Below are 23685 nucleotides of genomic sequence, written 5' to 3' on the forward strand. Positions count from 1 at the left end.
CCTCAGCCGCCGCCGACCGCCTGCGCCAGCCGGCCGAAGGGCGGCCAGGCGGCGGCGATGGGCCCGCTGAAGGCCACCAGCGCCCCCAGCAGCGCCGCCACCGCCAGCAGGGAGGCCACCCAGGCCAGCGGCAGCCACCGCCCGCCGGCCCGCCGCCCGGCATGCGCCTCGCGCAGGCGGCGGGGGTCGGCCACCGGCTCCAGCGGCGGGGGCGGCGGGGCGTCGGGGCGCGGCGCCAGCGGGCGCGGCGGCGACAGGGTGGGCGGGGCCGGGCGCGGCGCGGGCGGCGGCTCCTCGGGCGGGAGGGGCTCCGGCGGGGGCGGGGCGGGCGCGGGCTCCTCGGCCAGCGGCGCCCAGTCGGTCTTGCAGGCGGCGCAGCGCAGCTTCTTGCCCGGCTTCAGCAGGGTGTCGGGCACGCGGTAGGCCGCGGCGCAGGTCGGGCAGGTGATGTCCATCGCTGGCCGCCAATGTGCCAACGGGGGCCGTGGCCCTACAAGGGGCGGGTGAACCCTTGCTGGGGGGTGGCGGGATGGTGCGATTCGACGGGGTGGGGCTGCGCTACGACGCGCCGGGCGGGCGCTCCGCCTGGGGGCTGCTGGGGCTGTCCTTCGCGCTGGCGCCCGGCGAGTTCGCCTGGCTGCTCGGCCCCTCCGGCGCCGGCAAGTCCACCCTGCTGCGGCTGATGCAGCTTTCGCTGCGCGCCACGGAAGGGCGGGTGGAGCTGCTGGGCGAGGACGTCTCCCGCCTGCGCCGCCACGCCCTGCCGGCGCTGCGCCGGCGCATCGGCGTGGTGTTCCAGGACGACCGCCTGCTGCCCCACCTCAGCGCGCGGGAGAACGTGGCCCTGCCCCTGCGCATCCAGGGCGTCACGGAGGCGCGCGTCGCCGCCGACGTGGAGGAGATGCTGCGCTGGGTCGGCCTGGACCACCGCGGCGAGGACCCGCCGGACATCCTGAGCGGCGGCGAGCGCCAGCGCCTGGCCATCGCGCGCGCCATCGTCGCCCGCCCCGCCCTGCTGGTGGCCGACGAGCCGACCGCCAACCTGGACGAGGCGCAGGCCCGCCGCGTCATCGCCCTGCTGCGGGAGCTGCACCGCATGGGCACCACCGTGGTGGTCGCCACCCATAGCGAGACGCTGCCCGCCGCCTATCCCGCCCGCGCCCTGCTGCTCGAATCCGGCCGGCTGGTGGCCGACGAGGCGGCCGGTGCGTAGCGCCCCCCTGCGCCCCCTGCGCGGCCGGGACCCGCTGGGGCTGCGCCGCGCCCTGGCCGACCGGCTGCTGCCCGCCCTGGTCGGGGCGATGGCGCTGCTGGCGGCCCTGGCCCTGGCCGCCGCCGCCGGGGCCGGGCACCTGGCGGCGCGCTGGCAGGCCGCCGCCGACGGCCCCGCCATCCTCACCCTGCCCGCCGGCACGCCGGACACCGCCCTGGCGCCGCTGCACGCCCATGCCGGGCTGGCGCCGGTGGCCGAGGCCCGGCTGCGCGCCCTGCTGGCGCCCTGGCTGGGCGACGCCCCCGCCCTGCCGCTGCCCCGCGTGCTGGAGGCCGCGCCGCGCGACCCGGCCGCCTTCCGCGCCGCCGTGGAGGCCATTCCCGGCGCGCGGCTGGAAGGGCGGGGCGAATCCCTGGCCCCGGCGCTGCGGCTGGCCACCGGGCTGCGCGTGCTGGCGCTGGGGCTGCTGGCGGTGACCGGGGCGGTGGCCGCGGCGCTGGTGGCGGTGGCCACCCGCGCCGGCATCGCCGCCCGGCGCGACACCATCGTCATCCTGCACGAGCTCGGCGCCCGGGACGCCGACATCGCCGGGCGCTTCGCGGCGCGGCTGGGCGCGCTGTGCGCGGCCGGGGCGGCGGCGGGGCTGGCGCTGGCCCTGGCGGCGCTGGCCGTCATCGTGCCGGCGGCGGTGCCGGTGGCGCTGTCCCGCCCCGCCGGCTGGGCGGACCTGCCCTGGGCCTGGCTGGCGCTGCTGCCGCCGGGCTTCGCCGCGCTGGGCTGGGCGGTGGCGCGCTGGACGGTGGCGCGCTGGCTGCGCCGCTTGCCCTGACGGCGCCGCGGTGGCACGCGGCGGGCATGCGCCTGCTCGTCCTCGACGCCTCGCTCGACCGCTGCCTGGTGGCGCTGGTGGAGGACGGGCGCGTGCTGGCCGAGGCGCAGGAGCCCGGCGCCCACGGCCAGCCCGCCCGCCTGCCGCCGCTGCTGGAGGCCGTGCTGGCGCAGGGCGCGCCGGCGGGCATCGCCGCCTGCGTCGGCCCCGGCTCCTTCACCGGCATCCGCACGGCGCTGGCCCTGGCGCACGGCCTGGCGCTGGCCCGCGCCCTGCCCCTGTGCGGCGTGACGGTGGGCGAGGCGCTGCAAGCCGAGGCCGGGCCGGGCTGGCCGGTCTGGAGCGCCACGGAGAACCGCCGCGGCGCCCTGTTCCTGGAAGGCGCCGGCCCGCCGCGCACGGTGGCGGAGGCCGCGCTGCCCCGCCCGGACGGCCCGGTGCGCCTGGCCGGCGACGGCGCCCCGCGCGCCGCCGCCCGGCTGCTGGCGCGCGGCGCCACCGCGATGCTGACGGAGCTGCGCCGCCCCTCCGCCCGCGGCCTGGCCCTGGCGGGCGCGGCGCGGCGGGCGGGCGCGCTGCCGCCGCGGGCGGCCGAGCCGCTCTACCTCGACCCGCCGGCCACCACGTGAGCGTCCCCGCGCGCCTGGCCGCCATCCACGCCGACACCTTCCCGCGGGACGAGGCCTGGGGCGAGGGGGCGCTGCGCACCATGCTGGAGATGCCCGGCGCCATCCTGGCGGCGGAGGGCGAGGACGGCTTCCTGCTGGCCCGCGCCGCGGGCGGCGAGGCGGAGATCCTCACCCTGGCGGTGCGCCCGGCGGCGCGGCGGCGCGGGGTGGCGCGCCGCCTGCTGGGCAGCGCCGCCGCCGCCGCCCGCAGCCTGGGCGCGGCGGCGCTGTTCCTGGAGGTGGCGGCGGACAACGCCCCGGCGCTGGCGCTCTACGGGCAGGCGGGCTTCGCCCCGGTGGGCCTGCGCCGCAACTACTACGGGCCGGGGCGCGACGCGCGGGTGCTGCGCCTCAGCCTTTCCTGACCAGGATCAGCTCCTCGCCGGCCTCCAGCACCTCGTGCCCCTGCTCGGCCAGGGTGCGCGGCAGGTTGCGGCGCGGCTCCTCGCCGCGGAAGCGCAGGGCCAGCACCTGCCCGCTGCGCATGCGGTCCAGTTGCAGCCGGGCCCGCACGAAGGTCATCGGGCAGGTGTCGCGGGTGATGTCGAGCTCGTGGTCAGCATGGTTCATGTATTGCCCACCGGTTTTCTTGCGCGATTCCTGCGCGGATGACTTGCGGAACCCCGCAAGGACAGAATAAGCCCGTGGCGACGAATCGGGGAACACGCGCATGTCCGATACTTCCGCCGGGGCCGACCTCCTCGGACTGACGGCCGAGATCGTCTCGGCCCACGTCTCCAACAACTCCGTCTCCGTGACGGACCTGCCCAACCTGATCACGGAGGTGCACCGCACCCTGGCCGGGCTGGGCGGCATGGCGCCGGCGCCGCGCGTGGAGGCCGAGAAGCCCGCCCCCGCCGTGCCCGTGAAGAAGAGCATCACCCCCGACTACCTCGTGTGCCTGGAGGACGGGAAGAAGATGAAGATGCTCAAGCGCCACCTCCAGACCTCCTACAACATGACGCCCGACCAGTACCGGGAGAAGTGGGGCCTGGGCGCCGACTACCCGATGGTGGCGCCCAACTACGCCAAGCACCGCTCCTCGCTCGCGAAGAAGATCGGCCTGGGCACCCAGGGCCGCAGGAAGGGCTGAACCGCTTGCCCGCGGCGGCTTCCGCCGATCCCTCGCGGATCGAGCGCATGTGCATCGAGCGCGGCCTGAAGATGACCGGCCAGCGCCGGCTGATCGCGCGCGTGCTGAGCGAGGCGGAAGACCACCCGGACGTGGAGGAGCTGTACCGCCGCGCCTCCGCCCGCGACGCCCGCGTCTCGGTGGCCACGGTGTACCGCACCGTGCGCCTGCTGGAGGAGAAGGGCATCCTGGAGCGCCGGGACTTCGGCGGCGGCCGCGCCCGCTTCGACCCCGCCGACCGCGGCCACCACCACCACCTGATCGACGTGGACAGCGGCACGGTGGTGGAGTTCCAGGACGCCGAGCACGACGCCCTGGCCCGCGCCATCGCCCGCCGCCTGGGCTTCGACCTGGTGCAGATGCGGCTGGAGATCTTCGGCCGCAAGGCCCCGCGCACGTGACCTTCGCGGAGCTGCGGGCCGGCAACCTGGGCGTGCGCCTGGCCCGCGACGGCGCGGAGGTCCGGGCCGCGCAGCGCCTGCGCGCCGAGGTGTTCTTCGGCGAGATGGGCGCCACCCCCGACGCCGCGGCGCGCGAGAGCGGGCTGGACGCCGACGCCTTCGACGCCGTGGCCGACCACCTGCTGGTGCTGGACCACGACCGCGGCGACGGGCCGGAGGCCGTGGTCGGCACCTACCGCCTGATCCGGCGCGAGGCCGCGGCGCGGCTGGGCCGCTTCTACTCGGAGGACGAGTACGACATCGGCCCGGTGACCGCCTTTCCCGGCGAGGTGCTGGAGCTGGGCCGTTCCTGCACCCATGCGGGATACCGCACGCGCGGCACGCTGCAGCTGCTGTGGGGCGGCATCGCCGCCTACGTGTTCCAGCACCGCATCGCGCTGATGTTCGGCTGCGCCTCCCTGCCCGGCACCGACCTGGACGCCAACGCCGCGCCGCTGTCCTACCTGCACCAGCACCACCTGGCGCCGGAGGCGCTGCGCCCGCGCGCCCTGCCCGGCCGCTTCGAGAGCATGGACCGCCTGCCGCCCGGCGCCTTCGACGCCAAGCGCGCCCTGCTGGACCTGCCCCCGCTGATCAAGGGCTACCTGCGCCTGGGCGGCTTCGTGGGGGAGGGGGCGGTGGTGGACCACGCCTTCAACACCACCGACGTCTGCGTCGTGGTCAAGACCGACCAGGTGACGGACAAGTACTACCGCCACTACGAGCGCAAGCGCGGCTGATGAAGCTGCCGCCCATGCCCTTCGGCGTGACGGACTGGGCGGCGGTGGAGCCCACCCGCCACCCCGGCGAAGCCGGCCACGCCACCTGGCGCAGCTTCACCGCGGGCGACCTGCGGGTGCGCATGGTGGAGTATTCCCCCGGCTACCTGGCCGACCACTGGTGCGACCGCGGCCACGTGCTGCTGGTGCTGGAAGGCGAGCTGGAGACGGAGCTGCGCGACGGCCGCCGCTTCACCCTGCGCGCCGGGCAGTCCTACCAGGTGAGCGACTTCGGCGACGCCGCCCACCGCTCCTCCACCCGCACCGGGGCCCGGCTGTTCATCGTGGACTGATGGCCTCGGCCAGCCGCTCCGCCAGGCGCTCGCGGCCGTGCAGCGGCGGCTGCACGGCGATGCGGATGGTGCCCGGGTGCTTCAGGAAGGAGCGGCGCGGCCAGCACAGGCCGCTGTCCGTGCGCACCGGCACCACCGGGTGGCCGCCGGCCTGGGCCAGCGCCACCACCCCGGGCAGCACGGGGGCGGCCACGCCGGGCGCGGCGCGGGTGCCCTCGGGGAAGATGATGAGCTGCCGGCCGGTCTCCAGCGCCGCCTTGCCGTCGCGCACCAGGGCGCGCACCGCCTTCATGCCGCCGGCGCGGTCCACCCCCACATGGCCGGTGCGCCGGGCCCACAAGCCGTAGACCGGCACCCGGAACAGCTCCTGCTTCATCACGTAGGCGGCGTCGGGCACCAGGGCGAACCAGACCAGCGTGTCGAAGGCCGATTCGTGGCGCGAGGCGACGAGGGCGGCGCCTTGCGGCAGGTGCTCGCGCCCCGTCACCTCCAGCCGGATGCCGGCGATGGCGCGCAGCAGCACCAGCATGGTGCGACTCCACAGCCGCATGACGTCGCGCGACCAGCGGCGCGGCCCCAGCAGCAGCGGCAGCAGCACGAGGCCGGCCACGGCGGTGAGGCCGAAGAAGAGCAGGTTGAACAGCAGGGAGCGCAGCAGGGTCATCGCCGCGCCCCCTTGCCCGAAACCCGGCGGCGCGTCAGCCCCGCGTGGCGGCCTCGTAGTCGCGCATCAGCGTCTCGGTGATCTGGCCGGGGGTGAACTCCAGCTCGCCGATGCGGCGCACCGGCGTCACCTCGGCCGCGGTGCCGGCGACGAAGCTCTCGGTGGCGCGCTTCAGCTCCTCGGGCTTGATGACGCGCTCCACCACCGTCATCTGCCGCTTGCGCGCCAGGTCCATCACGGTGCGGCGGGTGATGCCGTCCAGGAAGCAGGTCGGCGTGGGGGTGTGCAGCTCCCCGTCGAACACGAAGAAGGCGTTGGCGCCGGTCGCCTCGGCGACGTCGCCCTTGTGGTCCAGCATCATGGCGTCGTCGGCGCCCTCGTCGGCGGCGGCATGCTTGCTCATGGTGCCGATCATGTAGAGGCCCGCCGCCTTGCTGGCGGTCGGCGCGGTGTCGGGGTGCGGGCGGCGCCACTTGGCCCAGGCCAGGTTGATGCCCTTCATCCGCTGCTCGACGCCGAAATAGGCGCCCCATTCCCACACGGCGATGGCGAGGTTCACGCCCGCGTTGCGCGCCGCCACCCCCATCTCGCCCGAGCCGCGCCAGGCGATGGGGCGCACATAGGCGTCTGCCAGCCCGTTGGCCTTCAGCGTGGCGTTGGTGGCCTCGTCGATCTGCCCGGCGGTGTAGCCGATGTCGAAGCCCAGGATCTTCGCCGAGTTGATCAGGCGCTCGGTGTGCTCGCGCAGCTTGAACACCTGCCCGCCGTAGCAGCGCTCGCCCTCGAACACGGCGGAGGCGTAGTGCAGCCCGTGCGACAGGACGTGCAGCTTGGCGTCGCGCCAGGGGCGCATTTCGCCGTTCCACCAGATGAAGCCGTCGCGGTCGTCGTAGGGAACCAGGGCCACCGTCGAGTCCTCCTTGCCCGGGGCGGCCCGGTGCCGTCCCGAAACGAACACCGATGGGCCGTTTGGCGCATCATTCGTTCGTTCACTTCGCGGTTCTTGAAGCAACGGGAAATATGTGTCAATGATGCTGACCGAAACAGCACGCATGGCACCCATGCCCGAACGCCCGCCCGCGCTGACCCCCGTCGCCGGCCGCAACCTCCTCTTCCTGCGGGAGGAGGAGCTGCGGCTGGCGCAGGACCTGCTGTATTTCGGCTACCGCGACTTCACCTCCGGCCCGGACCGCATCCTGGAAGGGCGCGGCATGGGCCGGGCGCACCACCGCGTGCTGCACTTCGTGGGCCGCGCGCCGGGCATCCGGGTGGGGGATCTGCTGGCCATCCTGGGCATCACCAAGCAGAGCCTGGGCCGCGTGCTGCAGCCGATGATCGAGAGCGGGCTGATCGCCCAGGCGCCCGGCCGCACCGACAAGCGCCAGCGCCTGCTGCGGCTGACGCCGGAGGGCGAGGCGCTGGAGCGCCAGCTGTTCGCCGCCCAGCGCGAATGGGTGCTGCGCGCCTACCGCGAGGCCGGGCCGCAGGCGGTGGAGGGCTTCCGCCAGGTGATGCGCGGGCTGATGGGCGCCGAGGCGCGCCAGCAGTTCGAGATGCTGGAGCGCGCCGCCGCCCCCGACCGCGCCCAGCCCGCCTTCCTGCGGAGCGCCTGATGGAGGGCGCCGACCTGCTGGTGGTGGACGACGACGCCCGCCTGCGCGCCCTGCTGCAACGCTTCCTGAGCGAGCAGGGCCACCGCGTGGCCGCCGCCGCCGACGCGGCGGAGGCCCGCGCCGCCATCGCCGCCATGGCCTTCGACCTGCTGGTGCTGGACGTGATGATGCCCGGCGAGAGCGGGCTGGAACTGGCGGAGTCGCTGCGGCGGGAGGGGGTGGAGACGCCCATCCTGATGCTGACGGCCCGCGGCGGCGCCGACGACCGCGTGGCCGGCTTCGAGCACGGCGCCGACGACTACCTGCCCAAGCCCTTCGACCCGCGCGAGCTGGCGCTGCGCATCCGCACCATCCTGCGCCGCGCCGCGCCGGTGCAGCAGGCCGCCCTGCTGCCCCCCGGCCCGGTGCAGCTGGGCGAGCGCTGGTTCGACCCCGACCGGAGCGAGCTGCGCGGCCCCGACGGCACCCAGCGCCTGACCGGCGGCGAGGCCGCGCTGCTGGCCGCCCTGGCCCGCCGCGCCGGCGACGTGCTCTCGCGCGAGGACATCGCCGCCGCCATCGGCACCCCCGAGGCCGGGGAGCGCAGCGTGGACGTGCAGGTGACGCGCCTGCGCCGCAAGATCGAGCCCGACCCGCGGGAGCCGCGCTTCCTGCACACCATCCGTCACAAGGGCTACGTGCTGCGGCCCGGGCCCTAGGGCGCCGCCACCCGCACCACCGCGTCCAGCGCCAGCACGCCCCGGCCTTCCTCCAGCACCAGCAGGGGGTTGACCTCGGCCTCCAGCACCTCCGGCCGCGCGGCGAGGCGCGACATCGCCACCACGGCCGCCACCAGCGCCTCCAGGTCGCCGCGCGGGGCGCCGCGGTGGCCCTCCAGCGCGCGGAAGGCGCGCACCTCGGCCAGCATCTCGCGGGCGTCGGCCGGCTCCACCGGGGCCATGCGCACGGCGCGGTCGCGCAGCACCTCCGCCAGCGTGCCGCCGGCGGCGAGGAGGATGACCGGCCCCACCTGCGGGTCGCGCCGGAAGCCCAGCAGCACCTCGCCCAGCCCGCCCGCGGCCATGGCCTGCACCAGGATGGGCACCTCCCCCAGCTCCGGCCGGTGCCGCGCCACGGAGGCGCGGATGCGCGCCGCGGCCGCCTCCAGCGCCGCCGCGTCGCGCAGGCCCAGCGCCACGCCGCCGATGTCGGTCTTGTGGAGGATGGCGGCGTGCAGCGCCTTGGCCGCCACGGGGAAGGGCGGGGGCGGGCCTTCGCCCAGCACGGCGCAGGGCGGGTGCGGCAGGCCCAGCAGGGCGTAGCCCGCGCGCTCGTCAAGCAGGCGCCCCTCGCCGGGCGCGGCGGCGGGCGGCGCGGCGGCGCGCGGCGGGCGGCGGCGGAAGGCGGCGGCGATGGCGTCCGCCGCCGCCTCGGGCGTGCGGAAGGCGGGCACCCCGGCGGCGCCCAGCCGGGCCAGCGCCTCCGGCGCCTCGGGCACGCAGAAGGCGGCCAGGTGCGGCGCGGCGGCGGCGGCCTCGGCCACCGGCTGCACCGCCAGCTCCGGCTCGAAGCGGGCGGAGGAACCGGCCACCGCCACCACCAGGTCGAATTCCGGCGCCGCCAGCAGCGTGTCCAGCGCCGCGCGCATCACCGCGGGGCGCGTGCCGGCCAGGGTCAGGTCCAGGATGCGCCCTTCCGCCGCGATGCCCGCCGCCGCCAGCGCGGCGCGCGTGGCGGCCGAGGGCGCCTCGGTGGTCACGCCGCGCACGCCCAGCTGGTCCACCACCATCGCCGCCCCGCCGCCGGTGGTGGTGACGACGCCGACCCGCGGCGCCCGCCGCAAGGGGCGGATGGGCAGGCGGCGCAGCAGGGCCGGCGCCTCCAGCAGCCCTTCCAGCGTCTCGACGCGCGCGATGCCGCAATCGGCCAGGAAGGCGCCGGCCAGGTCGTCCTCGCCGGCCAGCGCCCCGGTGTGGGACTGCGCCAGCTCCGCCGCCTCGGCCGAGCGGCCGAGCTTGTAGGCCGCCACCGGCACGCCGCGCCGCGCCGCCTCCCGCGCGAAGCCGCGCAGCGAATCGGCGCCGCGCAGGGTTTCCAGGAACAGCAGCACCGCCTCGCTGCGCCCGTCCTCCAGCGCGGCCAGGGCCACCGCGCCGACATCCAGGTCCACCTCCGCCCCCACCGAGACGAGGGAGGAGAAGCCCAGCCCGCGCGCCTTGCCGCGCGACATCAGCGCGCCGATCATCGAGCCGCTCTGCGAGGCGACGAACAGGCCGCCGCGCGGCAGCGGCGCCTCGGCGAAGGCGGCGTTGGCGGTCAGCACCAGCCCCTCGTGCAGGTTGGCGAGGCCGATGGAGTTGGGCCCCAGCAGCCGCGTGCCGGAACCGCGCAGCAGCGCCCGCAGCGCGTCCTCGCGCGCCGCGCCCTGCGGCCCGGATTCGGCGAAGCCGCCGGCCAGCACCGTCACCGCGGGGATGCCCAGGCGCACGCAATCGGCCACCGCCGCCATCGCGCCCTCGGTCGGCAGCAGGATGAAGGCGTGGTCCGGCCGCTCCGGCAGCGCGTCGAGCGAGGCGAAGGCGGGCTCGCCCAGCACGGTGGCGCGGCGGGCGACGGGGAACACCCGCCCGGCATAGCCGGCGGCGCGCAGGAAGCGCTGCGGGCGGGAAGCGGTCTTGGCCGGGTCGTCCGAGGCGCCGACCAGCGCCACGGAGCGGGGCGACAGCAGGGCGCGCATCAGGGCAGCGCGTCGCCGTGCAGGATGGCGCGCTCCAGCGCCGCCGCGCCGGCCGCGCCCAGCACCGGGGCCGCCAGCTCGTGGAACTTGGCCGACAGCTCGGCGTCGGTCAGCGGGTCGTCCGGGTCGCCCTTGCGGGTGGGCTGGAAGCGCCGGAGCACGCGGCCATCGGCCAGGTGCAGGGTGACGCGCGCGGCGCGCCGGGCCGGGTAGGCGTCGGCCAGCTCCGGGTCCAGCGCGAGGCTGACGCGGGGCATCAGGGCGCGGATGGCCGGGTCGGCCAGGGCGGGCGGCTCGAAGGCGGCCAGGCGAACGCCGCCCAGCCGCAGCAGCGCGCCCACGCAGTATTGCAGGGAGAAGCGGCAATCCTGCTCCGTGCGCGCGTCGGGCCGGTCGCAGACCGCCACGGTGGGCCCGTAGCCGCCGACATGGATGGCGACGACATCCTCCGCGCCGAAGCCGTGCTCGGCCCGCAGGGCGGCCACGGCGTCCAGCGCGGGGAAGATGTGACCGCAGCAGCCGTGGTTCTTGAAGGTGATGGCGGCGATGGCCTGCCATTCCCCCAGGCCGGCCAGGGCGCGGTCCCACTTGCCGGCGTCCTCGCTGGTGGCGGCGGCGAAGCCGGCGGGGCCGTGCAGCACGTCCGGTGCGCCGGTCACGCCGCGCGCGGCGGCGAGCGCCGCCAGCGCCCCGGCCTCCGCCGCGTGGGCAGCGTGCAGGGGCTTGCTCATCCCCTCGCCGCGGAAGGCCTGCTGCAGGCCGCCGGCCATGGTGGCGGCGCTGGCGATGGCGTGGGCGGTGCGCGCCGCGTCCAGCCCCAGCACCACGGCGGTGGCCGCCGCCGCGCCCAGCGTGCCCACCGTGCCGGTGGTGTGCCAGAACCGGTAGTGGGAGGGCTGCACGGCCAGCCCGACCCGGCAGCCCACCTCGTAGCCCGCCACCATCGCGCGCAGCAGCGTGTCCATGGAGGCGCCGCGCGCCTGGGCGGCAGCCAGCGCCGGCGGGATGGTGACCACCGCCGGGTGGTGGCCGGCGTCGCGGAAGATGTCGTCGAACTCCACCGTGTGCGAAGCGGCGGCGTTCACCAGCGCGGCGTGGCGGATGCCGCCGCGCGCGCCATCGGCGTAACACAGCGCCTCGCCGGCGCCGCGCTCCCCGGCCAGCGCCTGGGCCAGCAGGGTGGCCGGGGCGCGGAGCGTGCCGGGCAGCAGGGCGGCGAACCAGTCCAGCAGGGCGCGCCGCGCGTGGCGCTGCAGCCCGGCCGGCCAGGGGCGGCTGCGCCAGGGCGCGGCCTCGGCGGCCAGGGCGGGCAGGGGGTTGCCCGGCGGGGCCCCGCCCCCGCGGATGATGCGCCGGTCCCCGGCGAGGCTGGAATCCATGGCGGCCGCTCCCCTCGGGCCGCAGCATGCGCCGGGGCGGCGCGGGCGCAAGCCGCCCGCCCGCGGTGGCGGCGCAGCGCGGCCCGGAAGCCTTGCGGCGGGTTGCGCGGTTGCGCGTGATTTTTCCGCGCCCTCCCCCGGGGAAGCCGAGGGTCGTTCCGGCTGCATGCCGGTGTTGCGCGAAAAATCTTCGCCCCGCGGGCGCGGGGCGCTTGCATCCGCCGGCCGCCGCGCGTATCTGCCCCCTCACAAGACGCAGTACGCACGTGCCTCTGGCCCCAAGCCCCCGGGGCCGCCCACTCAGGCGGCTCACGCGGCGCAAGGTTTACGCAACGACGTCAAGCGTTCTGGCAACCCCGTCCCGTCAGGGCCGGTTCTCTTCTGGTCGCTGGTTCGTTCGACCGTTTCGTCAATCAGGGGCCGCCCCATCCCGGGGCCGGTCCCGCCTGTTCGGGTGGAGGATGGTGCGATGACCCCCAAGGTCGCTCGCTATCTCGCGGAAATGCAGCCGGCGACGCCGTGCCTGGTGCTCGACGTGGACCGCGTCGCGCAGAACTACGGCCGGCTGAAGGCCGCGCTGCCGCTGGCGCGCATCTACTACGCGGTGAAGGCCAACCCGGCCGCCCCCATCCTGGAGCGGCTGGCCGGGCTGGGCTCCTTCTTCGACGCCGCCTCCTTCGAGGAGGTGCGGATGTGCCTGGAGGCCGGCGCGCCCGGCGCGCGCGTCTCCTACGGCAACACCATCAAGAAGGAGCGCGACATCGCCGCCGCCTATGCCGCGGGCGTGCGCATGTTCGCCTTCGACTCGGAGGCGGAGCTGCTGAAGCTCGCGCGCTCGGCGCCCGGCGCTTCCGTGTACTGCCGCATCCTGGTCGGCAATGACGGCGCCGAGTGGCCGCTGTCGCGCAAGTTCGGCTGCGAGGTGGAGATGGCGCGCCGGCTGATGGTGCAGGCGCAGGAGCTGGGGCTGGACGCCTTCGGCCTGTCCTTCCACGTCGGCTCCCAGCAGGTGAAGACCGCCGCCTACGAGGCCGCGATCGCCAAGGTCGCCATGCTGTTCACCGACCTCGCCGAGGCCGGGGTGAAGCTGCGCATGGTCAACCTCGGCGGCGGCTACCCGGTGCGCTACAAGGCGGAGGTCCCGGAGATCGAGGATTTCGGCAACGCCATCATGGGCGCCATGGCCGAGCACTTCGGCAACGCCCTGCCCGAGATCGTGATCGAGCCGGGCCGCTTCCTGGTGGCCGATGCCGGCGTGGTGCAGGGCGAGGTCGTGCTCGTCTCCCGCAAGGGCGAGGACGACCCGGTGCGCTGGGTCTACCTCGACATCGGGCGCTTCGGCGGCCTGGCGGAGACGGAGGGCGAGGCCATCCGCTACGCCATCCGCACCCCGCACGAGGGCATGGCGGACGGCCCGGTGACCATCGCCGGCCCGACCTGCGACAGCACGGACACGCTCTACGAGAAGAGCAACTACCGGCTGCCGCTGGCCCTGAAGGATGGCGACAAGGTGGAGCTGCTGGCGACCGGCGCCTACGTCACCACCTACGCCTCCCAGCGGTTCAACGGCTTCGCCCCGCTGGGCGAGCACTACATCTGAGCGGGCGCCGCGGGAGAAACTCGCGGCGCCTTTCCTTTCTTCCGGCCGCGGAACCGTATAGGCTCCGGCCATGGATGAGATAGACCGGAAAATCCTGCTCGCGGTGCAGGCCGATGGCGCCGCCGGCCTGGCGGAGATCGCCAAGGCGGCCGGGCTCTCCGTCTCTGCCACCGCCGAGCGCCAGAAGCGGCTGGAGGAGCGCGGGCTGATCCGCGGCTGGCACGCCGCGCTGGACCCCGCGCTGGTCGGCGTGCCGCTGCTGGCCTTCCTGCGGCTGGACATGCGCCCGGGCAAGGAGGAGACCGCCTTCCGCCGCCTGGTCCGCAAGCAGGAGGCGGTGCTGGAGTGCCATCAGCTGACCGGCGAGTGGTCCTACCTGCTGAAGCTGCGCGTGCCCGGCATCGCCGCGCTGGACGCGCTGATTGCCGAGGAAATCCGCCCGCTGCCGGGGCTGGAGCGCCTGTCGGTGGAGATCGCCCTCGCCTCGGTGAAGGAGACCGCCCTGCTGCCGGTGCCGCCGGTGCCGGAGGAGGAGGAGTAGCGCCGCGCCGCCCGGCCCCACGGGCCTGATGCCGGTGCCGGAGGCGATGTGCTCCTCCCGACGGCCAGCGTGGTGGCCAGCCCCGGCCGGGCGGTGGCAGCGCGATGGCTGGTCTAGCCTGGGAAGGAACCCCGCCTGGCCGGCGCCGCCGCGCCGCGCCATCCAGCGCGTCCCATGGCGGGCATCATCGGCGCCGATGCCCGGTTGAAGCGGCCCGCCGTTCGCGCCATGTTCCAGCCATGGCCAAGGAACGCGCGCGCTACGTCTGCCAGTCCTGCGGCGCGCCGCACCCCAAGTGGCAGGGCCGCTGCGACGGCTGCGGCGAATGGAACACCCTGGCCGAGGAAGCCGTGCAGGCCGGCCCCGGCCCGGCCGGGCGCCTGGGGCGCGGCAAGGGGCTGGAGTTCGTCGGGCTGAAGGGGCAGGGCGCGCCGCCGCCGCGCCACGTCACCGGCATCGCCGAGCTGGACCGCGTGCTGGGCGGCGGCTTCGTCCCCGGCTCCGCCGTGCTGGTGGGCGGCGACCCCGGCATCGGCAAGAGCACCATCCTGCTGCAGGCCGCCGCGCGCATGGCCGGCGCCGGCAAGCGCGTCCTCTACATCTCGGGCGAGGAGGCGGTGGAACAGGTGCGGCTGCGCGCCCGCCGCCTGGGGCTGACGGAGGCGCCGATGGCCCTGGCCAACGCCACCGCGCTGCGCGACATCACCGCCTCCCTGGAGGCCGAGCGCGACGCCGCGCTGGTCGTCATCGACTCCATCCAGACCATGTGGCTGGACGCGCTGGACAGCGCGCCCGGCACGGTGGCGCAGGTGCGCGCCTGCGCGGCGGAACTCATCCGCGTGGCCAAGGGACGCGGCTTCGCCCTGGTGCTGGTGGGCCACGTCACCAAGGAGGGCACGCTGGCCGGCCCGCGCGTGCTGGAGCACATGGTGGACGCCACCCTGTACTTCGAAGGCGACCGCGGCCACCAGTTCCGCATCCTGCGCGCGGTGAAGAACCGCTTCGGCGCCACCGACGAGATCGGCGTCTTCGAGATGACCGAGGGCGGGCTGGTGGAGGTCGCCAACCCCTCCGCCCTGTTCCTGGCCGAGCGGCGGGGCAACATCTCCGGCTCGGCCGTCTTCGCCGGGCTGGAGGGCACGCGGCCGGTGCTGGTGGAGATCCAGGCGTTGCTGGCGCCCTCGGCCGGCGGCAGCCCGCGGCGGCAGGTGGTGGGCTGGGATGGCGGGCGGCTGGCCATGCTGCTGGCGGTGCTGGAAAGCCGCTGCGGCCTGACCTTCGCCCAGGCCGACGTGTACCTCAACATCGCCGGCGGCCTGCGCATCAACGAGCCGGCGGCCGACCTCGCGGTGGCCGCCGCCCTGGTGAGCGCGATGACCGACCGCCCCACCGCGCCCGAGGCGGTGTATTTCGGCGAGGTGGGGCTGAGCGGCGAGGTGCGCCAGGTCTCCCAGGCCGAGTCGCGGCTGCGCGAGGCGCGCAAGCTGGGCTTCGGCGCCGCGGTGCTGCCGCGCCGCACCGCCCGCGGCAACAAGGCCCCCGCCCCCATCGAGGGCCTGCGGCTGGAGGAGGTGGGCCACCTGGCCGACCTGGTGGCGCCCTTCGCGGCGCAGACGGTGCGCCGCAAGGAGAAGCCGCCTGAACGCGCCGCCTGACCCGCTGGCGCGCATCCTGTGGCAGGACGACGCGGTGCTGGTGCTGGACAAGCCGGCCGGCCTGCCGGTGCACCGCGGCCCGCGCGGCGGCCCCTCGCTGGAGGATTGGGGGGAGGCGCTGCGCCAGGGCCGGCGCCACGCCCCGCAACCGGCGCACCGGCTGGACCAGGACACGGCGGGCTGCCTTGCCTTCGGCCGCACCAAGCCCGCCATGGCGGCACTGGGTGCGCTGTTCGCCGCCGGCCGGGCCGACAAGGCCTACTGGGCCGTGGTGGCGGGCGACCTGCCGGATGAGGGGGCGTGCGAGGCACCGCTGCTGAAGCGCAGCACCGCCGCGCGCGGCTGGTGGATGGCGGTGGACCCCGCCGGGCAGCCGGCCCGCACCGAATGGCGGGTGCTGGGCCGCGCCGGGGGCCGCGCGGCGCTGGAGCTGCGCCCGCACACCGGCCGCACCCACCAGCTGCGCGTCCACTTGGCCCACCTGGGCGCGCCCATCCTGGGCGACGCGCGCTACGGCGGCCCGCCGGGGGCGCTGCACCTGCTGGCGCGCCGGCTGGCGCTGCCGCTGGACGGCGGCCCGGTGATGGCCGAGGCGCCGGTGCCCGCCCACATGCGCGCGGCGCTGGCGGCATGCGGCGTCGCCTGATCCTGCTGGCGCCGCTGCTGATGGGCCAGGGCGCCCCCCGGGGCGGCCTGCCGCGCCCGCGCTGCGACTTCGCCGCCGCCATGGCCGCGCTGGACGCCGCCGAGGCATCCGCCCGCACCCCGCTGGCCGGGCTGGAGCAGGCGCGCGCCGCCGGCGCCGCCCTGGGCGCGTCCATCGCGGAGCTGGCGGCCCGGCTGGCTGGCTGCGGCTGCCGCGACCTGGCGGAGCGCGCAGCGGAGGCCGGCGCCGCCGCCGCGCCGATGGAATCCGCCGCTTCCGCCGGCATCGCCGCCCGGGCGCAGGAAGCGGCGCGCTTCCGCCTGGCGCTGGTGCGCGAGGGCTTCGCCCGTCAGGGCTGCCGGTGAAGCCGGGGCAGCAGGGCGAAGACCAGGTAGGCCCCCAGCGCCGCCAGCCCCGGCGGCGTCAGGAAATCCGCCAGCCAGGCCCGCGCGTCCCAGCCGCGCAGGGCGGCGCCCGCGCCGAATTCCAGCAGCAGCAGCAGCGCCAGCGCGGCCAGGCCCAGGCGCAGCCGCGGCGCGCCCGGCGGCACGCGCAGCCGGCGCAGCACCCAGCCCGCCGCCACCCAGGCCCAGCCCAGCATCAAGGGCAGCTCCGCCAGCACGGCCGGCAGGCGGCCGATGCGCGGCGCCAGCACGAATTCCCGCAGCGGGCCCAGCACGAAGCCGGCGGCGAACACCAGCGCCACGTAGAGCAGCGCGCCCCGCAGCTCGCGGCTCATCAGAAGCGGCGCAGCAGCCGGTCGATGTAGTCCAGCTCCTCCGGCGGGCGGGCGCGCTCGCCGGCGCGGCGGCGCAGCTCCTCCTGCAGGCGGCGGGTGCGCAGCAGCTCCGCCTCCTCCGGCACGCGGGTGTCGGAGCCGTTCTCCGCCTGCCCGGCCGTCTCGCGCGAGCGGCGGCCGAGCGGGTCGCGTCCCTCGCCCAGCTGCTGCTCCTCGCCGGCCTCCTCGCCGCCCTCGGCGTCGCCGGCCATCTCCTCGCCGGGCTCGCCCTCGCCCTGCTGGCCGCGGCCCATCTGGCGCTGCATGGCCTGCTGCATCTGGCGCCCGGCCTCCTGCAGGCGGCGCATCGCCTCCTGCTGGGCGGGGCGGGCGTCGCGCCCTTGCCCGAGGGCTTCCTGCGCCTCGCGCATCGCCTGGTCGGCCTGGCCCAGCCCCTCGGGCACCTCGCCGGTCAGGTCGCCGTGCTGCTGCATCAGCTCGCCCAGGGCGCGGCGCAGGGCGCGCTGCTGGCGGGCCTCGGCCTGGCGCTGCGCCTCGGCCTGGGGGTCGGCGGCGGGCGGGGGCTGGTTGCGCCGGGTCTCGCGCCGGCGCTGCTCCTCCGCCTGGGCGCGGCGCTCGCCGCTGTCCAGCTGCTCGGCCTGGCGGCGCACCAGGTCCTGCACGGCGCCCATCTGCTGCTGGCCGCGCTGGCGCTGCTGCTGGCGCTCCGGCGTCTCGCCGCGGGCGACGCGGCCCTCCTGCAGGGCGCGCAGCATCTCCTCCAGCTCGGCCAGTTCGCGCCTCGCGTCCTCCGTGCGGCCCTGGCGGGCGGCCTCCTCCATGCGGCGGGTGCGGCGCTCGATGTCGCGCTGGTCCAGCAGGCGCTGCTGCGGGTCGTAGGGCAGGGCCTCGGCGTTCTCGCGCTGCAGGCGCTCGGCCAGCGCCTCCATGTGGCGGCGGATGGCCTCGCGCAGCGCCTCGATGCGGCGCTGCAACTCCTCGCGCGCCGCCTGCTCCTGCGGGGTGCGCCCGGCCTCGTCCAGCGCCTCGCGCAGCTGCTGCTGCGCCTCAGCGAGCGCCCGGGCGGTGCGCTCGTCGCGGCCTTCCTCCAGCGCCAGGGCGGTTTCCCACAGCAGCTCCTGCACCTCGGCCACCGCCTCGGCGCGGCGGTCGCGCTGCAGCTGGGTGCGGGCGGTGCGGACGGACAGCTGGGTGGCCGGGTCGTGCTCGAAGCGCTCGGGCGCCGCCAGCACGGCGTCCAGCGCGCGGGCGGCGGGGATGCGCTCGGCCGGATTCAGCGACAGCGCCTTGCGCACGGCGATGAGGTCGCGCGCCACCGGGTGGTTGAAGGAGCGCTCGGGCAGGTCGAAGCGCGCCTCCTCCGACACGCCTTCCTGGCCGGCGCCGTCGCGGGCGCGCAGGGTGGCCACCACCGGCAGCCCGGCCCATGGGTGCGCCGCCAGCTCCGCCGGCATCAGCCCGCGCGCCTGCCGCGGCGCGGCGGCCGGCAGCGCCACGTCGAGCGTGACCGGCGGCGCCTCCGGCCGGGCGGCGAGGCGGATCTCGACGCGCAGGGACAGCACGCCCCAGTCATCCTCCACCTGCCAGGGCAGGCGCAGGCCCAGCCCGCGCGGGGCGCGGCCCGGCGCCTCGGGGAAGCGGGCCACCGGGGGGGCGTCGGGCTGCACCTGCAGGGTCCAGGACGCGACCTCGCGCCCGCCGTCGCGCAGGGTCACGCGGGTGTCGGCCTCCAGCACCGCCTCCCCGGCATGGGAGCCGGGGCCGAGGGGGGCCAGCGCCAGGCCGGTGGCCGCGGGGTCGGCGGCGTTCGCCACCGCCAGCTGCAGCTTCGCGCCGGCGGGCACGGTGGCCGCGCCCCCGGTGGCGGGCAGGAAGACCGGCGGCGCGCCGGTGTAGGCGGGCGGCGTCACCCAGGCCTCCACCCGCAGGGCGGGGGCGGCGGCGGCCGGGCCGGCGGCCAGCTTGGGCAGCAGGGCGCGGCGCAGCAGGGCGGGGGCGTCCGCCCCGGCGGCCAGCAGGGCGGCCAGCGCCAGCAGCCCGGCCCCGGCGCGCAGCGCGCGCGGGTCGCGCGCCACCAGCCCCGGCCGCGGCGGGCCGACGCGCAGGCGGCCCAGCGCCGCGCGCATGCGGGCCTGATGCGCCGCCCACAGCCCGGGGTCGCCGCTGGCGGGCGTGTCGTGCAGGGTGGCCAGGGGGCGGTGGCGCAGGCCGGAATCGGCTTCCAGCCGGCGGTCGGCGGCCTCGGCGCCCGGCGGCGCCCAGCCGCGCGCGCCGCGCCAGGCGGCCCAGCCCAGCGCGGCGGCGAAGCCGGCCAGGGCCAGGGCGTGCGCCCAGGCCGGCAGCAGGCCCGGCAGCCCGGACCAGGCGAAGGCGAGGAACAGCGCGAGGACGGAAAGCGCCGGCCAGGCGGCGCGCCAAGCGGCCTCCCACCCCAGGGCGGCGCGGGCCAGGGCCCGCTTGCGGGGCAGGCCGGGGATCACCGGCCGCTCAGCCGCCATCGGCCCAGCGCGGCAGCCGCTGCCCGGCCAGCAGCGCCGGGTAGTCCTGCCGGTCGCGGATCACGGACCATTCGGTGCCCCTCACCATCACCTCCGCGGCCAGCGGCCGGGCGTTGTAGGTGCTGCTCATGCTCGCACCGTAGGCCCCGGCGTCGAGGAACGCCACGAGGGAATGCGGCGGCAGGGCGGGAAGTTCCCGCCCGCGGGCGAAGGTGTCGGAGGATTCGCACACCGGGCCCACCACGTCGGCGGCCGTGCGCGGCGCGTGAAAGGCGGTGGGCGAGACCGGCAGGATGGCATGCCAGGCGTCGTACATCGCCGGGCGCAGCAGGTCGTTCATCGCCGCGTCCAGGATGACGAAGCGCCGGCCGACGCTGGCCTTCTCCAGCACGACGGCCGCCAGCAGCACCCCGGCCGGGCCGCAGATCCAGCGCCCGGGCTCCAGCATCAGCTCCACCCCCGCATCACCCAGCCCGGCCTTGATGGCCCCGGCCAGCGCGGCGGGCGAGGCCGGCTGCTCGTCGCGGTAGGGGATGCCCAGGCCGCCGCCGCAATCCACCCGGCGCACCGCGTGGCCGGCGGCGCGCAGCTCGCGCACCAGCTCGCCCAGGCGGGCGTAAGCGGCGGCGTAGGGCGCCACGCCGCGCGTGATCTGCGAGCCGATGTGGGTGGCCAGCCCCACCACCTCCAGGCCCGGCATGGCGCGCAGCCGCGCGTACAGCTCCGGCGCCAGGGCGATGGGCACGCCGAACTTGTTCTCCGTCAGCCCGGTGGTGATCTTGGCGTGGGTGCGCGCGTCCACGTCCGGGTTCACCCGCAGCGCCACCCGCACCGTGCGCCCCAGCGAGGCGGCGAGGGCCGAGAGCATCTCCGCCTCCTCGGCGGATTCCAGGTTCACCTGGAGGATGTCCTCCGCGATGGCCAGGCGCATCTCGCGCGCGGTCTTGCCGACGCCGCTGAACACGATGCGCCCGGCCGGCACCCCGGCGGCGCGGGCGGCGCGCAGCTCGCCCTCGCTCACCACGTCGGCGCCCAGCCCCTCGCCGGCCAGCAGGTTCACCACGGCGATGTTGGGGTTGGCCTTGGTGGCGAAGTGGATGGTGGCCGCCAGCCCGGCCTCCGCCAGCGCCGCCTTCAGGGCGTTGGCGCGCCGCGCCAGGGTGGTGGCGGAATACACCCAGGTCGGCGTGCCGGCCGCCTGGGCGATGCGCGCCAGCGGCACCTCCTCCATCAGCAGCCCGGCGGAGGCGTCCATGGCCAGGGCCGGGCGCTGCGCCAGCAGGTCGGCGAAGGCGGGGTCGGGGCCGGTGGGGGGGATAGCGTCGGGCATCGGGACGATATGCCGCCGGATGCCCGCCCAGGGTAGGGGGAGATTTTCCGCGCGCCCCCGGATGGAGGACCGCGATGGACGTCATCGGCCAGCTCACCGCCTGCCTGCCGCTGGTGGAGCTCAACCGCTGGGGCCATGCCCGCCTGCTGGCGGAGCGCCCGCTGTTCCGGCTGGATGATGGCGGCCTGGGTGCACGCATCCGCCGCCGGGTGCGGCCGGTGCTGCTGGACGCGGTGCACCGCCACCCCTTCGTCTGGCAGCGCCGCCCCTTTCCCGGCCCCGCGCTGCCGCCCGGCCACGTGCCGGAGCTGACCCGGCGCGAGCTGGAGCACGACGTGGCCGCCCTGCTGCGCGCCCATGGCGAGGGCTGGTCCCCCCAGGCGGTGCGCGACGCGGTGCGGCCGCACGTCGCCGCCGCCGCCCTGCGCGACGTGCTGTGCGAGGAGGGGCTGGACGGCTTGTGACGCCCCGGCCCCCCGCGGCATCCTGCCCCCCGTGCGCCGCGCCCTCCTCCTGCTGCCCGTCCTCGGCCTCGCGGCGGCCTGGGCGCTCGACCGCGCCTTCCCGCCCGACCTGTCGCGGCTGCAGCGCGTCTCGGCGGAGGTGCCGGCGCGCGACGGGCGGCTGCTGCACGCCAGCCCCCTGCCCGGCGGGGAATGGCGGCTGCGCACCACCGCCGCCGACGCGCCGCCGCACCTGCTGGCGCAGCTGCTGGCGGCGGAGGATGCGCGCTTCCGCTGGCATCCGGGCGTGGACCCGCTGGCCATCGCCCGCGCCGCCGGCCAATGGGCCTGGCGGGGGCGGGTGGTGTCCGGTGGCTCCACCCTGTCCATGCAGGCGGCGCGGCTGCTGGAGCCGCGCCCGCGCACCCTGCGCTCCAAGGCCATCGAGGCGTGGCGGGCGGTGCAGCTGGAATGGCGCCTGGGCAAGACGGGCGTGCTGGAGGCGTGGCTGACCCTGGCGCCGCAGGGCGGCAACCTCCAGGGGCTGCGCGCCGGCGCCCTGGCCTGGTTCGGCCGCCCGCTGCACGCGCTGGACGCCGGGGAAACGGCGCTGCTGCTGGCCCTGGCCCGCGCGCCGGAGCGCACCCGCCCCGACCGCCACCCCGGCGCCGCCCGGCTGGCGCGCGACGCCGTGCTGCACCGCCGGGCGCCGGGCATCGCCACCCCCGCCGAGGCCGCGCTGGCCCAGCTGCCCGCCCGCCGCCTGCCGCTGCCGCGCCACGCCCCGCTGGTGGCGCTGCCGACCCTCGACCTCGACCTGCAGCGCGCCCTGAACCGGCTGGCCGCCGAGACCCTGGCGACCCTGCCCGAGCGCGCCTCGCTGGCCATCGCCGTGCAGGACATCGCCACGGGGGAATGGCGCGCCCTGGTGGCGGGGGACTGGCCCAACCCGCTGCGCGCCGGCCACCTGGACCTGACGCGGGCGGTGCGCTCGCCCGGCTCGGCGCTCAAGCCGCTGGTCTACGCCCTGGGGTTCGAGGCCGGGGTGGTGCGCCCCGACACCTTGCTGGAGGACCTGCCGCGCCGCTGGGGCGACTACGCGCCGGAGAACTACGACCGCGCCTTCGCCGGGCGGCTGACGGTGGCCGACGCCCTGCGCCAGAGCCTGAACGCGCCCGCCGTCGCCATCCTGGACCGGGTGGGGCCGCTGCGCATGGCCGCCGCCATGAAGGCGGCCGGCGCGCCGCCCCGCCTGCCGCCCGGCGCCGCCCCCGCCCTGCCCCTGGCCCTGGGCGGCGCGGGCGTGACCCTGCGCGAGCTGGTGACGCTGCACGCCCGCCTGCCCCAGGTGGTGGAGCGCCGCGCCGCCGAGGCCGCGCTGGCGGCGCTGGTGCAGCCCTGGCCCGGCCCGCCCGGCGTGGCGTGGAAGACCGGCACCTCCTGGGGCGGGCGCGACGCCTGGGCGGTGGGGCAGGACCGGCGGCACGCCGTGGGCGTCTGGGTGGGCCGGCCGGACGGCACGCCGCTGCCCGGCGCCACCGGGGCGCGGCTGGCCCTGCCCGTGCTGGCAGCCGCCTTCGAGCGCCTGCCCCGCGCCCCGCGCGAGGCGCTGCCTTCCCGCGCCCCGGCGGCGGCGCCCGGCGGCACGGACGCCCTTCGCCTGGTGTTCCCGCCGCCGGGCGCCCTGCTGCCGGAGGCCGGGCGGGTGGTGCTGCGCGCGCAGGGCGGGCAGCGGCCGCTGGCCTTCCTGGTGGATGGCGCGCCCATCGCCAGCGACCCGGCGCGGCGGGAGGCCGGCTGGACCCCGCCGGGGCCCGGCCTCTACCGCATCACCGTGCTGGACCGCGCCGGCGCGGCGGCGCGCACCGAGCTGCGGGTGCGCTGAGGCCGGCTCAGGCCTCGCCCACGCAGTCCAGCATGGCGGCCTCCAGCGCCTCGGCCGGCGGCTTGCCGCCCCAGAGCACGAACTGGAAGGCGGGGAAGAAGCGCTCGCACTCGGTGATGGCGATGTCCACCATGTCCTCCAGGCTCTCGGCGGAGGCGCCCGGCGCCCCGCGCAGCAGCACGGAATGGCGGAAGACCGGGGTGCCCTCCTCGCTCTCCAGCCCGAAATGGCCGATCCACAGCTTCTCGTTGGCGCGGGCCAGCAGCTCGAACAGCGGGCCGCGGCGGTTGTCGGGCACCTTGGCCTCGAAGGCGCAGGTGAAGTGCATGGCGCTGATCTCCGGCGACCAGGAGAAGAGCAGGGTGTAGGTGCACCACTGCCCCGGCGCCTCGGCCGCCAGGTCGCCGTCCGAATGGCGCTCGAAGGCCCAGTCGTTGGCGGCGACGATCTGCTCCAGCACGTCCAGCGGGTTGGCGAGCTGTTCGGTGGTTTCCACGAGCAGTCCGGACATCGCGCGGCACTCCCCTGATGTTGCCCGCCGCGGCGTGGCGGGGTGGTGGAAACGGCTGTTCCGCATCCCCTCCAACGGCCACGGGCCACAAGGGTTGGGAGAACACAGCGC

At 77.0% G+C, this 23685-nt stretch carries 27 protein-coding genes; 17 read left to right on the plus strand and 10 right to left on the minus strand.

Annotated elements, in window-relative coordinates:
* Positions 1–2: 2 nt before the first annotated feature.
* The gene (locus ACI6QG_RS05535; RefSeq protein ID WP_407023572.1) at positions 3–455 is read right to left on the minus strand and encodes a zinc-ribbon domain-containing protein; all 453 of its coding nucleotides are present in this window, start codon (positions 453–455) and stop codon (positions 3–5) included.
* A 74-nt stretch (positions 456–529) separates the two neighbouring features.
* On the opposite strand from ACI6QG_RS05535, the gene ACI6QG_RS05540 reads away from it, so the two are divergent.
* Genes ACI6QG_RS05540 through ACI6QG_RS05555 form a run of 4 tightly spaced genes read left to right on the plus strand, consistent with a single transcriptional unit; the run spans position 530 to position 3075 of the window.
* Entirely contained in the window at positions 530–1213 is a 684-nt protein-coding gene (locus ACI6QG_RS05540; RefSeq protein WP_407023573.1) for a cell division ATP-binding protein FtsE, read from the plus strand.
* A complete protein-coding gene (locus ACI6QG_RS05545; protein ID WP_407023574.1) occupies positions 1206–2042 on the plus strand; it encodes an FtsX-like permease family protein in 837 nt (278 codons plus the stop codon). Before ACI6QG_RS05540 ends, ACI6QG_RS05545 begins: the two co-directional genes overlap by 8 nt.
* A 26-nt stretch (positions 2043–2068) precedes the next feature.
* The gene (gene tsaB / locus ACI6QG_RS05550) at positions 2069–2671 is read left to right on the plus strand and encodes a tRNA (adenosine(37)-N6)-threonylcarbamoyltransferase complex dimerization subunit type 1 TsaB (RefSeq protein ID WP_407023575.1); all 603 of its coding nucleotides are present in this window, start codon (positions 2069–2071) and stop codon (positions 2669–2671) included.
* Positions 2668–3075, plus strand: a complete 408-nt coding sequence (locus ACI6QG_RS05555) for a GNAT family N-acetyltransferase (protein ID WP_407023576.1) — start codon at positions 2668–2670, stop codon at positions 3073–3075. Before tsaB ends, ACI6QG_RS05555 begins: the two co-directional genes overlap by 4 nt.
* On the opposite strand, the gene ACI6QG_RS05560 is transcribed toward ACI6QG_RS05555, so the two are convergent.
* Positions 3062–3280, minus strand: a complete 219-nt coding sequence (locus ACI6QG_RS05560) for a sulfurtransferase TusA family protein (RefSeq protein ID WP_407023577.1) — start codon at positions 3278–3280, stop codon at positions 3062–3064. The two genes, ACI6QG_RS05555 and ACI6QG_RS05560, sit on opposite strands and share 14 nt — an antisense overlap.
* Before the next feature lie 100 nt (positions 3281–3380).
* Between ACI6QG_RS05560 and ACI6QG_RS05565 the strand changes: the two genes are divergently transcribed.
* The 4 genes from ACI6QG_RS05565 to ACI6QG_RS05580 are packed head-to-tail and all read left to right on the plus strand — an operon-like array spanning position 3381 to position 5354.
* Complete coding sequence (locus tag ACI6QG_RS05565; RefSeq protein WP_407023578.1) at positions 3381–3803, plus strand: Ros/MucR family transcriptional regulator; 423 nt, start codon at positions 3381–3383, stop codon at positions 3801–3803.
* 47 nt (positions 3804–3850) lie between these two features.
* Entirely contained in the window at positions 3851–4243 is a 393-nt protein-coding gene (locus tag ACI6QG_RS05570) for a Fur family transcriptional regulator (protein ID WP_407023579.1), read from the plus strand.
* Positions 4240–5022, plus strand: coding sequence for a GNAT family N-acetyltransferase (locus ACI6QG_RS05575; protein WP_407023580.1), 783 nt, complete (start codon positions 4240–4242; stop codon positions 5020–5022). The genes ACI6QG_RS05570 and ACI6QG_RS05575 overlap by 4 nt, the downstream gene beginning before the upstream one ends.
* Complete coding sequence (locus ACI6QG_RS05580) at positions 5022–5354, plus strand: DHCW motif cupin fold protein (protein ID WP_407023581.1); 333 nt, start codon at positions 5022–5024, stop codon at positions 5352–5354. Before ACI6QG_RS05575 ends, ACI6QG_RS05580 begins: the two co-directional genes overlap by 1 nt.
* On the opposite strand, the gene ACI6QG_RS05585 is transcribed toward ACI6QG_RS05580, so the two are convergent.
* Together ACI6QG_RS05585 and ACI6QG_RS05590 are read right to left on the minus strand one after the other, a co-directional pair.
* The gene (locus ACI6QG_RS05585; RefSeq protein ID WP_407023582.1) at positions 5341–6018 is read right to left on the minus strand and encodes a lysophospholipid acyltransferase family protein; all 678 of its coding nucleotides are present in this window, start codon (positions 6016–6018) and stop codon (positions 5341–5343) included. The genes ACI6QG_RS05580 and ACI6QG_RS05585 overlap by 14 nt on opposite strands.
* 34 nt (positions 6019–6052) lie before the next feature.
* Positions 6053–6925 (minus strand): branched-chain amino acid aminotransferase, encoded by an 873-nt coding sequence (locus tag ACI6QG_RS05590; RefSeq protein ID WP_407023583.1) that lies wholly within the window; start codon positions 6923–6925, stop codon positions 6053–6055.
* Between the two features lie 154 nt (positions 6926–7079).
* On the opposite strand from ACI6QG_RS05590, the gene ACI6QG_RS05595 reads away from it, so the two are divergent.
* Positions 7080–7631, plus strand: a complete 552-nt coding sequence (locus ACI6QG_RS05595; RefSeq protein WP_407023584.1) for a MarR family winged helix-turn-helix transcriptional regulator — start codon at positions 7080–7082, stop codon at positions 7629–7631.
* Positions 7631–8329, plus strand: coding sequence for a response regulator (locus tag ACI6QG_RS05600; RefSeq protein ID WP_407023585.1), 699 nt, complete (start codon positions 7631–7633; stop codon positions 8327–8329). Before ACI6QG_RS05595 ends, ACI6QG_RS05600 begins: the two co-directional genes overlap by 1 nt.
* Here the strand turns inward: ACI6QG_RS05600 and ACI6QG_RS05605 are convergent.
* Together ACI6QG_RS05605 and ACI6QG_RS05610 are read right to left on the minus strand one after the other, a co-directional pair.
* Positions 8326–10347 carry an acetate--CoA ligase family protein gene (locus ACI6QG_RS05605; protein WP_407023586.1) on the minus strand — a complete coding sequence of 674 codons (2022 nt, stop codon included), beginning with the start codon at positions 10345–10347 and terminating at the stop codon, positions 8326–8328. The two genes, ACI6QG_RS05600 and ACI6QG_RS05605, sit on opposite strands and share 4 nt — an antisense overlap.
* On the minus strand, positions 10347–11726 hold the full coding sequence (locus ACI6QG_RS05610; protein ID WP_407023587.1) for an MmgE/PrpD family protein: 1380 nt from the start codon (positions 11724–11726) through the stop codon (positions 10347–10349). Before ACI6QG_RS05610 ends, ACI6QG_RS05605 begins: the two co-directional genes overlap by 1 nt.
* Before the next feature lie 469 nt (positions 11727–12195).
* Here ACI6QG_RS05610 and ACI6QG_RS05615 point away from each other — a divergent pair, with 469 nt between their 5' ends.
* From ACI6QG_RS05615 to ACI6QG_RS05635, 5 genes are all read left to right on the plus strand, one after another.
* Positions 12196–13326 (plus strand): type III PLP-dependent enzyme, encoded by a 1131-nt coding sequence (locus tag ACI6QG_RS05615; RefSeq protein ID WP_407023588.1) that lies wholly within the window; start codon positions 12196–12198, stop codon positions 13324–13326.
* A gap of 70 nt (positions 13327–13396) precedes the next feature.
* The gene (locus tag ACI6QG_RS05620; RefSeq protein WP_407023589.1) at positions 13397–13867 is read left to right on the plus strand and encodes an Lrp/AsnC family transcriptional regulator; all 471 of its coding nucleotides are present in this window, start codon (positions 13397–13399) and stop codon (positions 13865–13867) included.
* Between the two features lie 239 nt (positions 13868–14106).
* Entirely contained in the window at positions 14107–15522 is a 1416-nt protein-coding gene (radA, locus tag ACI6QG_RS05625; RefSeq protein ID WP_407023590.1) for a DNA repair protein RadA, read from the plus strand.
* Positions 15523–15556: 34 nt separating this feature from the next.
* Positions 15557–16168: an RluA family pseudouridine synthase gene (locus ACI6QG_RS05630; RefSeq protein ID WP_407023591.1), complete on the plus strand. Its 612-nt coding sequence runs from the start codon at positions 15557–15559 to the stop codon at positions 16166–16168.
* Positions 16153–16533: a hypothetical protein gene (locus tag ACI6QG_RS05635; protein ID WP_407023592.1), complete on the plus strand. Its 381-nt coding sequence runs from the start codon at positions 16153–16155 to the stop codon at positions 16531–16533. Before ACI6QG_RS05630 ends, ACI6QG_RS05635 begins: the two co-directional genes overlap by 16 nt.
* On the opposite strand, the gene ACI6QG_RS05640 is transcribed toward ACI6QG_RS05635, so the two are convergent.
* Genes ACI6QG_RS05640 through lysA form a run of 3 tightly spaced genes read right to left on the minus strand, consistent with a single transcriptional unit; the run spans position 16518 to position 20735 of the window.
* On the minus strand, positions 16518–16907 hold the full coding sequence (locus tag ACI6QG_RS05640) for a hypothetical protein (RefSeq protein WP_407023593.1): 390 nt from the start codon (positions 16905–16907) through the stop codon (positions 16518–16520). The two genes, ACI6QG_RS05635 and ACI6QG_RS05640, sit on opposite strands and share 16 nt — an antisense overlap.
* Positions 16907–19405, minus strand: coding sequence for a DUF4175 domain-containing protein (locus ACI6QG_RS05645; RefSeq protein WP_407023594.1), 2499 nt, complete (start codon positions 19403–19405; stop codon positions 16907–16909). The genes ACI6QG_RS05640 and ACI6QG_RS05645 overlap by 1 nt, the downstream gene beginning before the upstream one ends.
* Positions 19395–20735: a diaminopimelate decarboxylase gene (gene lysA / locus ACI6QG_RS05650; RefSeq protein ID WP_407023595.1), complete on the minus strand. Its 1341-nt coding sequence runs from the start codon at positions 20733–20735 to the stop codon at positions 19395–19397. Before lysA ends, ACI6QG_RS05645 begins: the two co-directional genes overlap by 11 nt.
* A 74-nt stretch (positions 20736–20809) precedes the next feature.
* Between lysA and ACI6QG_RS05655 the strand changes: the two genes are divergently transcribed.
* Entirely contained in the window at positions 20810–21199 is a 390-nt protein-coding gene (locus ACI6QG_RS05655; RefSeq protein ID WP_407023596.1) for a hypothetical protein, read from the plus strand.
* Between the two features lie 31 nt (positions 21200–21230).
* Complete coding sequence (locus ACI6QG_RS05660; RefSeq protein WP_407023597.1) at positions 21231–23063, plus strand: transglycosylase domain-containing protein; 1833 nt, start codon at positions 21231–21233, stop codon at positions 23061–23063.
* 7 nt (positions 23064–23070) lie between these two features.
* Here the strand turns inward: ACI6QG_RS05660 and ACI6QG_RS05665 are convergent, their stop codons facing one another.
* A complete protein-coding gene (locus tag ACI6QG_RS05665) occupies positions 23071–23574 on the minus strand; it encodes a type III secretion system chaperone family protein (protein WP_407023598.1) in 504 nt (167 codons plus the stop codon).
* Positions 23575–23685 lie beyond the last annotated feature (111 nt).

The organism is Sabulicella flocculans (assembly GCF_045449635.1).
Taxonomy (GTDB): domain Bacteria; phylum Pseudomonadota; class Alphaproteobacteria; order Acetobacterales; family Acetobacteraceae; genus Roseococcus.